Raw genomic sequence first — 12109 nt, 5'->3', positions numbered from 1 at the left:
TTGCTTACGCCTCCGCACTTGTCCCCTTGTTCTCACGGATCGTCTGCCAGAGATCCTGAGCACGTTTGTACATCTTGTTATCCGTATTGCGGATATTCTGGTCGCCGATGATGCGGGAAATATACTGCGTCGCTTTCTCGTAATCATTCATGCGATAGTAGATGGCTCCGATCAGATACATCGCCATCGTATCGGTCATACCATTGATCGGGTAGCGCTCCGTCATCAGCGAGCGGTCATAGAGCTCCGCTGCGCGCTGGAGCATCTCCATTTCCTTCTCCGGCTCCTCAGCATCGCGGTAGATCCAGCCCAGCTCGAGATAAAGGCCTGCGCGCTTGGCCAGCGGCTGATCGGTAAGCTCCGCATAGAAAATGGCCAGCTTGAACGAAGCCACGGCATCGGGAACCTGACGCTCCTCGACGAACTGCATCCCCAAGGTGCGCTTCGACAGGAATTCTTCGATCTTGCGTTTGTGCAGTGCCGGCATAGTCCCTAAGAAGGTCTTCTCATCGGCTGCATAGCCGCAATGCTCACAAAACCAGATTTTATAGAAATACGGATTGAAGTCTTTGTAATGCATGCAGAAATCTTCATCCATCTTCTCCATCATCAATTTGGACTTCGTCTTGACAACCCGCGTCGATTCCCCACAGATCGGGCACGTCTTCTCAACAACAAAAGTAAATTCACCCATGATTTCTCCCTCTTCTTCCATTGGATTCCCTTAGACAATATATCTAGGATACCACATTATCCCGGAAAAATAAATGAAAGCTGCGCTTTCCCAGCTTAGAATTGACTGAGAAGAGCCTTTCCCTCTGCGGGAAAGGCTCCTTCTATCCTGTCGCTGCCACTCAGCGTCCATATTTCTGGCAAAGTCTTGCCAACTCATCAGCATCAGCCGTCAGGAGATAATCCGATTTGAGCCGCCATTTCCAGTTAAGGCCCACAGTACCCGGGATATTCATCCGGCTGCGTTCATCCAGCTGCAGGATATCCTGCATGGGAATCATGGCCAGCCGGGCATCAGCCGCATAGGCAAACTCGATGAGCTTGCGCGCGATGCTGTCCGGACGGTCGGCCTTGGCATGCAGCATGCCAGCCACCGCTGCCCGCATCGTATCGTCGATGTCCTGCTTGTACCAGCCGATTGTCGTATTGTTGTCATGCGTACCTGTATAGACGATACTGTTTTCTGGGGTCACGCAGCCCAGGCGCCCCTGTGCATTGAAGTGCAGCGTGAAATGCAGCACTTTCATGCCGGGGAAGCCGCAAGCATCGCGCAGCTGTCCGACTTCATCGGTGATGATGCCGAGGTCCTCGGCTACGATGGGCATCTGCCCGCCCAGATCCTTGCGGATCTCATCAAAGAACGGCTTGCCCGGCCCCTTGACCCAATGGCCGTTGATGGCCGTGTCCGCCTTGCCGTCGACCTCCCAGTAAGACTCGAAGCCCCGGAAGTGATCGATGCGGACGATGTCCACGAGCTCGAACAGCTTGCGGAAGCGCCGCTTCCACCAGCCATACTTCTCTTCCTTCATGGCCGTCCAATCATACTGGGGATTGCCCCAGAGCTGGCCGGTCGCGCTGAAGTAATCGGGCGGTACGCCAGCCACGGTATGGGCCGTGCCATCGGGATTCAGGTCAAAGAGATGCTGGTTAGCCCAGACATCAGCACTGTCTCCCGCCAGGAAGATCGGCATATCGCCCATGATCTGGATGCCCTGCTGTTTGGCATATGCATGCAGGCGCTGCCACTGCTGGGCAAACACGAACTGCTCGAACTTGACCAAGCCGATAGCATCTGCCAGCCGCTTCGACAGCTCCTTGAGCGCCTTCTTCTCATGCTTCTTGACTGCCTCCGGCCACTTGGTCCACTCGACGCCCTTGAATTCCTTCTTAGCCGCCTGGAACAAGGCGAAGTCCTCCAGCCAGTACGCCTCGCGCTCACAGAACGCCAGATACTCGCCATTGCTCTCCGCCTCGGCCTTGAACTTCGTCCAGGCCTTCTTGAGGCATTTGTTCTTGAAATTATAGACCCACTCGAAGTCGATGAACGACGAATTGCTCACATACGGAACGCGCGCTTCTGCCGCTGTCAGCCACTTATGCGCCAAAAGCTCCTCGATATCGATGAGCATCGGATTGCCTGCAAAGGCCGACGAGGACTGGTACGGCGAGTAGCCGACATTGTCCGTGGGACCAAGGGGCAGGATCTGCCAGACATGCTGCCCGGACTGCTTGAGGAAGTCAATGAAGCGCTGTGCTTCCTTGCCGAGATCGCCAATGCCGTATTTCGACGGCAGCGAAGTCGGATGCAGCAGGATGCCTGCCTGCCGCGGATACTTGCGTGGCTGCCGTTTGTGCTCCAGCAATATGCCGGTCAGCGGCGCCAATTTGACTTCGACCTGGCCGCGGACGACTGGATACTCTTTGCCACTGCCCAAAGCATCAACGAAACAACCATCAGCAAAATCGCTGACATCCATATAAACCATCCTGCTCTCACTGCGGCTCCGATTGAAAGCGACCAAAAACGCTCCGTCCTCAGCCTCAGCGCCAAAGACATCCTCGCCGCCACGGATGACACGCGCATAAGCGATCGTATCGCCATCAGCGCTAAGCGGCAGCAGGCTGCCAGTCTGCAAGACCGTATGCTTGTTGCGCAGAGCGATGATTTTCTTATACCACTCACGCAGATAGAGATCCCCGCCATCCCAGGGATATGGCCGGCGGTTATACGGATCTTTGAATCCCTGCATGCCGATCTCATCACCATAATATATACAGGGTACACCAGGATACGTCATCTGCCACAAAGCCGCCATCATGAGCCGCGCAGCACCAAGGTTATACTGTTCCTTGTCGAGCCGCGCCCGCGATTGTTCAACAGCCGGCATGCCATCGTAATAAGCCGCATCGCCAAGCAATGTGATGGCGCGCTGGACATCATGGCTGCCAATCAAGTTCATCATCGCATAAAAATTCTCACGTGGATAATTTTCCCGCAAACTCTCAAAGCGGCGCTGCGCCGTCTGCCCATCGACATGTCCCTTGAGGAAATCAAACAGGATGGTACGGAACGGATAGTTCATCGCCGAATCCATTTCCTGCCCGCAAAGATACTCGCGCGGCACACCATACGCAATCTTATGCGAAGCATCTTCCCAGACCTCGCCGATCATGACAGCCTCGGGATTGCTTTTCTTGAGTTCCGCAAAAAAAGACTGCGAGAAGGGCTCCGGCAGCTCGTCGATCACATCCAGCCGCCAGCCGGCAACACCTTCATTTAGCCAATGATGCAGGACACTATCCGGCGCTGAAATGATGAAATCCATATACGAAGGCGTTGTCTCCGTAACGTTCGGCAGCGTATTAAAATTCCACCAGCTGTCGTATTCATAGGGGAAATTGCGGAAATTATACCACTCGTAATATGGCGACTCCTTGGACTGGAATGCGCCCACCGTATCATATTGGCCCGCACGATTGAAGTAACGGCTGTTGCTGCCCGTGTGACTGAACACACCATCAATGATGATACGGATGCCTTGTGCCTTGGCCGCCTCAATGAGTTCGCGGAAATCTTCATTGGTTCCCAATATGGGGTCTATTTTATGATAATCGCCCGTATCGTAATGATGATTGCTTTCCGACTCAAAGACAGGATTCAGGTAGATGACCGATATGCCTAATTCCTTCAGATAGCCAAGTTTTTCCTTAATGCCCTGCAAGTTGCCGCCAAAGAAATCATACGCCACGATTTCCTTCGTATCGGGGTCCTTATAATAGCAAGGATCGTCTGACCAGTCCGCATGATAGACGGCCCCCTTCTTGGGAATCAGTTTATCGCCCTTACGGTAAAAACGGTCAGGGAATATCTGATACATGACACTGTGTTTGAACCAATCCGGCGTTTTAGCCCCTTGATTGTAGACCGTAATCTGGAACGATGGCGGCACGTGGTCATAGACATTGCCCAGGCCCCCCCATTGCTCCGGATTGTTGCCATAGTAAGTCGTGCCCTGCGCCGTCGTAATGATGAAGTAATACCATAACAGGCAGCCCTTCTCTGGCATTTCCATATCAACACAGTAGAACTTTTCTGCCTTGCTGCTATCATCCTTCGTCGTCAGGTTCACGAGCTTCTCGCCCGATTTGTCATGCCAGAGCCGCAAGAGAACATGGCGGATTTCCTGTTTGGTCTTCAACCGGATTCCCAGCCGAACTTTTGTGCCGGCTTCCGCCGCACCAATTGGCGAGCGGAAATAGATATTCTGGGAGTTATGCTCGACCTCACTTCTATCCAGCATAAAATCTCCTCCTTCTCTTCTCTTACTCAGTCCCGCTTGCATAAAAGGCGGCAAAATCATTGCCGCCCCATGTAATTTGCTTATTCTGCCAACAGCCTGTTATACAGTGCCTTGTATTCCTTGGCAGAGTTCTTCCAACTATAATCGGTATTCATGGCATTCTCTACGATATGCTGCCATTCTTCAAAATTCTCATAAGCACTGAGTGCACGCTTCAACGCATACATCATCTCGTGCGCATTGTAATCACAGAATACGAAGCCATTGCCCTCGTTGGTATACTTATCGTACTGCTGGACTGTATCCTTGAGGCCGCCAGTCTCGCGGACTACAGGAATAGCACCATAGCGCATGGCGATCAGCTGGCCAATGCCGCATGGCTCATAGTTCGAGGGCATGAGGAAAATGTCCGCTGCCGCATAGATGCGTTGTGCCAGCTCATTCGAGAAACGGATATTGGCTTTGACCTTCGTCGGGAAGCGCCATTCCAGTCCCTTGAACCACTCTTCGTACTCCTTGTCGCCTGTCCCCAGGATGACCAGCTGGATGTTTTCATGCTGCAGGATCTCATCCATCATGCGCACGATAAGATCCAGGCCCTTGGCCTCAACGAGGCGGGAAATCAGGGCAACCATAGGCGTACGGCGGCTCATCGGCAGCCCCAGGAAGTTCTGAAGCTCGGTTTTGTTGTCGGCTTTGCGGTCACGGCTGTCCACATCGTAAGTCTCAAACAGGTTTTTATCGGTAGCAGGATTGTAGATATTGTAGTCAATGCCATTCACGATGCCATACAGCGAATCACGGCGGCTGCGCAGCAGTCCATCAAGATTCTCGCCGAAGTAATCGTACTGGATTTCCTGCGCATACGTCCTGCTGACTGTGGAAATATAGTCTGCATAGATGATGCCGCCCTTCATGAAGTTTACGGCATCGTAAAATTCCAAATCGCCATTGTTGAAATACTTCCAGTCCAGTCCCAGGACATCGCTCATGATCTCCTTCGGGAAAACACCCTGATACTTGAGGTTGTGGATCGTATAGAGCGTACGGATTTTGCGGTAGCGCTCATCGTCCATATGCTCGAGCTTCAGCAGGACGTTCACCATGCCAGCATGCCAGTCATTCGTATGGATGACATCCGGCCAGAAATCGACGATAGGCAGCAGGCTCAGCACGGCACGGCAGAAGAATGAAAACCGCTCTGCATCATCATCATAGCCATAGAAACCCTCGCGGTCGAAGTATTCCTGATTGTCCACAAAGTAATAGGTGATGCCGTCCTTTTCATACTTGTCCAGACCGATATATTTCTGACGCCAGGCCACACTCAGTTCGCCATCGTAGATATGCTCCATGGCATTGCGGATCTCAGGTGCGATCTTGCCGTATTTCGGCATGACCACACGGACCTCCACCCCTTCTTCTTTCAGTGCCTGCGGCAGCGTTCCTGCTACATCAGCCAGGCCTCCGGTCTTCGCAAATGGTACTGCTTCAGATGCAACATAAAGAACTTTCATTCCCATTTCCTCCTTAGTCATTGCCAGCAGCTTTTTTCTTTGCCGTGGTCTTCGTGGTTGTGGACTTTGTCGTTTTCTTAGCCGCAGACGTCTTCGTGGCCGCTGTCTTGCGGGTCGTCGTCTTCTTTACAGCGGGCTTCTCTGCTTCCTTCTCAGCCGCTGCCGTTTTTTTCGCAGCAGGTTTCTTGGCTGCTGTCGTTTTCGTCGCCGCCTTGGCTGTTGCCTTCTTGACCGTCGTTTTCGGCTCTGCCTTGGCCGCGGTCTTCTTCGCCGCCGTCTTCGTCTCAGCTTTCACTGCCGTCTTCTTAGCGGTCGTCTTCGCCTTGGCCGTTGTCTTTTTGGCCGGGGCCTCTGCCTCAGCCTTCGCGGCCGTTTTCTTCGCAGCTGGTTTCGCAGCAGCTTTCGCCGTTGTTTTCTTCGCTGCGGTCTTCGTCGCCGTCTTCTTCGCTGCCGTCTTCTTCACGGCCGTCTTCTTGACTTCGGCGGCTTCTGCCTTGCTGGCAGAATCACTTTCCTCATGGCCTCTGGCATCTACTTCCGCCGAAGCCTCAGGAAAAGACGTTCCTGCACCAGACTGCCCTTTGAGACGCAGATATACCGTAGCCAGCGGCGGCACCGTGATCGTGATGGACTGCTCACGGTTATGCCATGGCACATCCTGGCTGATGATCTCGCCATTGTTGAGCACACCGCTGCCACCGAAGGCCTCGTCATCCGAATTGAACACCTCGACGTAATGACCCTTCGATGGCACGCCGATGCGATAGTTCTGACGGACTTCCGGCGTGAAATTGCAGACAGCGATGATGAAGTCATTGCTGTCCTCAGCCTTGCGGACGAACGAGACGATGCTGTTCTCGTTGTCGTTGCAGTCGATCCACTGGAAACCATTCCAATCGAAATCGACCTGCCAGAAAGCTTTGTTATCGCAATAGAACTTGTTGAGAGCCTTCGAATACGCCTGCATCTTCGTATGCATATCGTACTGCTCGACCAGATGCCAGTCAAGGCTGTCATCGTAATTCCACTCGATGAACTGGCCAAACTCACCGCCCATGAACAGGAGCTTCTTGCCCGGATGAGCCATCCAGTAGCCGAAGAAGGTACGCAGTCCGGCAAATTTCTGCCAGTAGTCCCCCGGCATCTTGCTGATCAGCGAGCACTTGCCATGCACGACCTCATCATGCGACAGCGGCAGGACGAAGTTCTCGGAGAACGCATACATGAACGAGAAGGTGACCTTGTCATGATTCCACTTGCGATAGATGGGATCAAGGCTCATATACTTGAGCATGTCGTTCATCCAGCCCATGTTCCACTTGTAGTTGAAGCCCATGCCCCCCATGTAGACCGGCTTGGAGATCAGCGGCCAGGCCGTCGACTCCTCGGCAATCATGAGTGCCTGCGGATGATACTGGAAGATAGCCTCATTGAGCTTGCGCAGGAAATCCATGGCCTCGAGGTTGCCCGTATCGCCGTATTTGTTCGGCTGCCATTCGCCTTCCTTGCGCCCGTAGTTCAGGTACAGCATATTGGCGACAGCGTCGATGCGCAGGCCGTCGATATGGAACTCCTCGAACCAGAACATCGCATTGGAGATCAAGAAGCTCTGTACCTCCGTGCGGCCATAATCGAAGTTCGTCGTACCCCACTCCCAGTTCTCGGCACGCTGCTCGTTGTCCGACTCGTAGAGCGTCTGTCCATCGAAGTGGCGCAGTCCCTGCTCATCCTTGCAGAAATGGCCCGGCACCCAGTCCATGATGACGGCGATGCCATTCTGGTGGGCCTTGTCGACGAGATAGCGGAAATCATCCGGCTCGCCATAGCGGCTCGTCACAGCGAAATAGCCCGTGGCCTGGTAGCCCCAGGAGCCATCGAAGGGATGCTCACAGAGCGGCATGAACTCGATATGCGTATAGTTCATTTCCTTGGCATAGCCGATGAGCTGATCCGCAAGCTCGCGATACGAGAGATACTCGCCCTCACCATTGCGGCGCCAGGAACCTGCATGGACCTCATAAGTCAGCATGGGACGTCCATACGAGGACTCCTTGCGCTTCTTCTCCAGCCAATCGCCATCCTGCCAGTCATAGTGGCTCATATCGTAGACGCGCGATGCCGTCTCCGGTTTCTTTTCCGCATAGAACCCATACGGGTCAGCCTTCATGATGCGCGGGCCGCCCCACTGCGGTTCGATGGCATACTTGTAGACAGCGCCCTCCTGGACATTTTCGATGAACACCGACCAGATTTCCCCATCCTCAAGACGGTTCATCGTATTGACGCGGTCATCCCAAGCATTGAAATCACCGACGACACTGATGGATTTCGCATGCGGTGCCCATACGGCAAAGCGGACACCTTTTTTGCCGTTTTCCTCCACGAAATGGGCGCCCAGCATCTCATAGGCATGATAATTCGTCCCCTGATGGAACAGGTATCGGTCAAATTCACTAATATCTGAAGTCTTCAAAAATAATCCCCCTTATAGATAACCGTAGATTCCAGGCGGGACCCCCTGCCCGCCCAAAATCAGCGGCATACGTGCTTACGACATCATGACAGGCTTGACCTGCCAGATTTCATTGGCATACTCATCGATCGTGCGGTCAGATGAGAAGCAGCCAGAGTTGGCAATGTTCATCGCCGAGGATTTCAGCCAATTGTATTTGTCCTTATAGCGGCGCATGATTTCCTCATGGGCCTCAGCATAGGCATTGAAATCCTTGAGGATGAAGAACTCGTCATTGGCGTGCAGCAGATAGTCATACAGCGAATGGAAATCGCCATAGCTGCCGTCCACGAGCTGATTGACGACCAGGCGTACCTGCGGATTCGTGTTGTATTCATCCCAAGCCGAGTACGTGCCCGTCGCATAGTAGGTCAGTACTTCTTCCGCCCGGAGACCAAAGATGACGCAATGCTCATCGCCACCGACGGCCTCGCGGATCTCGACATTGGCACCATCGAGCGTTCCCAGCGTGATGGCACCATTCATCATGAACTTCATGTTGCCGGTACCCGAAGCCTCCTTGGAAGCTGTCGAGATCTGCTCACTGACGTCTGCGGCCGGATAGACGATCTCGCCGATCGATACGCCAAAGTTCTCGATGAATACGATCTTGATCTTGCCCTTGATGCTGGCATCGTTGTTGACCTTCGCCGCCACTGCATTGATGAGGCGGATGGTCTCCTTGGCGATGTAGTAGCCCGGGGCAGCCTTGCCGCCGAAGATATACGTCGTCGGCAGCATATCGTAGCTCTTGTCTGTCTTGAGCTTGTTGTACTGGTACATGATATGCAGGATATTCATAAGCTGGCGCTTATACGAATGGATGCGCTTCACCTGGATATCGAAGATCGAGTCAGGATCGACCTCGATGTGATTGTGTTCTTTGATGTATTCGGCCAGAGCCACCTTGCGCAGGCGTTTGACCTTGCCGAGCTCCGCCAAAAACGGCTTGTCATCGACATAATCGTTGAGCAGGTCGAGCTGCTCCGGATGACGGTGCCAGCGGCGGCTGCCGATGGTCGCATCGATGAGGTTCGCCAGCTCAGGATTTGCGCCCATGAGCCAGCGGCGATGCGTGATGCCGTTCGTCTTATTGTTGAACATCTTGGGGTTATACTCGCAGAAATCACGCAGCGTCGTGGTCTTGAGGATATCCGAGTGGATCTTGGCCACACCGTTCACGCTATGGCAGCCGACAATCGCCAGGCGGGCCATATGCACCATACCGTCCTCGATGATCGAGAGCGCGCGTACCTTGCCTTCATCCTGCGGATAGCGCTCGCGCACTTCCTCCAGATGGCGACGATTGATCTCGTCGATGATCATATAGACGCGCGGCAGCAGTGTGCGGAACATGTCAACCGGCCATTTCTCGAGGGCCTCCGGCATGATGGTATGGTTCGTATAAGCAATCGTGCTTCTCGTGATGACCCAAGCCTCATTCCACTCCAGTCCCTCTTCATCGACCAGGATGCGCATAAGCTCAGCCACTGCCACTGCCGGATGGGTGTCGTTGATATGGATGGCGATCTTCTGGCCGAAGTCATGGATGTCCATGCCCGTCTTCTTGTAATGGCGCACGATGCTCTGCACGCCAGCCGACGTCATGAAGTATTCCTGGATCAGGCGCATGCGACGGCCATCATAGGTGCTGTCATCCGGATAGAGATAGCGCGTGATGCTCTCGACGAACAAGCGGTACTCGTTCTTCTGCCGCATCTGTTCCTGCGTCAGCATGCCATAGTCAGAGAAGTCGCGGTTGACCTCAGCATTCCAGAGACGCAGCGTGTTCACCGTATTGTTATGATAGCCGACAATCGGTACATCATACGGTACCGCCATGACCGTCATCGGATTCTCATAGACCAGCTTGAGGCTGCCGTCTTCCATCTCTTTCATATATGCATGGCCGTTGAACTTGACATCGACAGCCTTATCCGGCTTGCGGTACTCCCAAGCGAAGCCATCGCGCAGCCAGTTATCCGGGATCTCAACCTGGTTGCCATCGATGATCTTCTGCTCGAACAGTCCGTACTGGTAACGGATGCTGCAGCCATGTCCCGGCAGGCGATGCGCTGCCATCGAGTCGATGAAGCAGGCTGCCAGTCGGCCAAGGCCGCCATTGCCCAGGCCGGCATCAGGCTCCTCTTCATACGTCTTGAGCAGGTCGAGGTCGAAATCGTCCAGGACTTCCTTGACGGCTTCCTCGATGCCCAGATTGATGAGATTTGCCTTGAGCAGACGGCCCATCAGGAACTCGATGGAGAAATAATAAACCTGTTTCTCCTCGCGCTCCCCGTAGGTACGGTTCGTCTTGATCCAGTTATCCGAGATATACTGCTTTGCCGTTGCGGCCACCGTCTGGTAGATCTCCGTCGGTGTCAGTTCATTGAGGTCGCGCCCCCACATGATATGTGCCGTATTGACGAAGCGGTTCTTCAAGCCTTCTTTGAGCTTTTCAAATTCTTTGTTCTTGGGACTCTTCTGTTTCTTTTCTCTGGCCAAATCCAAACACTCTCCTTTGGCAGTATTCTTCCTCATGGAATAGCAAACAACAACAGCCGTTGTAACCGCCACTGCCCGTTATAAGCAGTGGTGCCTCGTTACAACGGCTGACCTTGACATCAGATGACGACATTCTTCGTGACAATCAACGGATAGTTCTGTGCACCTTTAAGCCACTTCTCCTTCGTGATGACCACGTTCTTGTCGCAGATGACATTCTCGATGAGCGAGCCATCCTGAATGTCACATTTCTGCATTATGATAGAATTCTTGATCTTAACGTCCTTGCCGACCTTGACGCCGCGGAACAGGATGCTGTTCTCGACCTCGCCGCGGACGACACAGCCGTTAGCGATCAGCGAATTCTTGACCTCTGCCGTTTCCTTATACTGAACCGGCACTTCATCCTTGACCTTCGTATAGATGGAGTTCTCCCCCATGAAGAGCTCTTCCCATACTTCAGGTTCCAGGATATCCATATTTGATTTATAGTATGCTGCCGTGGAATCCACATGAGCAACGTAACCATCGTGTTCACAAGCATAGATGTTGTATTCCGAGGCACGGCGGATGATGCCATCCATCAGCAGATCCTGACCACCATGCTCATAGGTATAGCGGACCATCTCGACAAAGATACGCTTCTCCATGAGGTATACGTTCATGGAAACCTGCGAACCATCATAGACGGCTGGCTTCTCGGCAATATCCGTGACGAGCCCATTCTCTGCCGTCTCGATGACGACATTCTTGCCCGTGGTTTCTTCCGAGACCGTGTGATACACCATCGTGATATCAGCACTGGTATTCTGATGGAAGCGCAGGAGCTGGCTGAAGTCTACATTGTAGACAAAGCTGCCGCTCGTCAGCAGCACATATTTCTGCGTGCTGTGCTCGAAGAAATCCAGATTGTGATAGAAATTCTTCAGATCGCCTTTGCGGGTCGTGCTTTCCTGCTGCGGAGCTGGAAGATAGAACAAGCCATCATGGCGGCGGGCCAGATCCCAATCCTTGCCGGAACGCAGATGGTCAAGAACCGAGCGCGGCTTGTCGGGTAGCATGACTCCCACATTGGTGATGCCGGAATTGACCATGCTCGAGAGGGTGAAATCGATCAGCCGGTATCTGCCAGCAAATGGCATGGACTCCACGGCCCGTCGATCCGTCATCTCCCGAATCAGGCTATTCTCTTCCTGAAGATTGATAATCCCCATTACTGTTTTCAATTTTATTCACTCCGATCCAACTATGACTAAGGTTGC

At 53.3% G+C, this 12109-nt stretch carries 6 protein-coding genes; all 6 read right to left on the bottom strand.

What is annotated here, in order from left to right:
• Positions 1-4: 4 nt before the first annotated feature.
• Positions 5-694: a DUF2225 domain-containing protein gene (locus FZ041_RS01140; protein WP_075442221.1), complete on the bottom strand. Its 690-nt coding sequence runs from the start codon at positions 692-694 to the stop codon at positions 5-7.
• A 160-nt stretch (positions 695-854) separates the two neighbouring features.
• Positions 855-4313, bottom strand: coding sequence for a 4-alpha-glucanotransferase (gene malQ, locus FZ041_RS01135; RefSeq protein WP_149188260.1), 3459 nt, complete (start codon positions 4311-4313; stop codon positions 855-857).
• An 80-nt stretch (positions 4314-4393) separates the two neighbouring features.
• Positions 4394-5830: a glycogen synthase GlgA gene (gene glgA, locus FZ041_RS01130; RefSeq protein WP_075442225.1), complete on the bottom strand. Its 1437-nt coding sequence runs from the start codon at positions 5828-5830 to the stop codon at positions 4394-4396.
• Positions 5831-5843: 13 nt separating this feature from the next.
• Entirely contained in the window at positions 5844-8303 is a 2460-nt protein-coding gene (gene glgB / locus FZ041_RS01125) for a 1,4-alpha-glucan branching protein GlgB (protein WP_149188259.1), read from the bottom strand.
• Positions 8304-8378: 75 nt separating this feature from the next.
• Positions 8379-10883 (bottom strand): glycogen/starch/alpha-glucan phosphorylase, encoded by a 2505-nt coding sequence (locus FZ041_RS01120; protein ID WP_075442229.1) that lies wholly within the window; start codon positions 10881-10883, stop codon positions 8379-8381.
• An 83-nt stretch (positions 10884-10966) separates the two neighbouring features.
• On the bottom strand, positions 10967-12073 hold the full coding sequence (glgD, locus tag FZ041_RS01115) for a glucose-1-phosphate adenylyltransferase subunit GlgD (protein ID WP_075442231.1): 1107 nt from the start codon (positions 12071-12073) through the stop codon (positions 10967-10969).
• Positions 12074-12109: the final 36 nt, after the last annotated feature.

The sequence above is a fragment of the Pseudoselenomonas caprae genome (genome assembly GCF_008271345.1).
Classification (GTDB): Bacteria; Bacillota; Negativicutes; order Selenomonadales; family Selenomonadaceae; genus Selenomonas_A; species Selenomonas_A caprae.
Note: the sequence above shows the minus strand (reverse complement) of the source record. Positions and strands in the feature narration are given on the sequence as shown.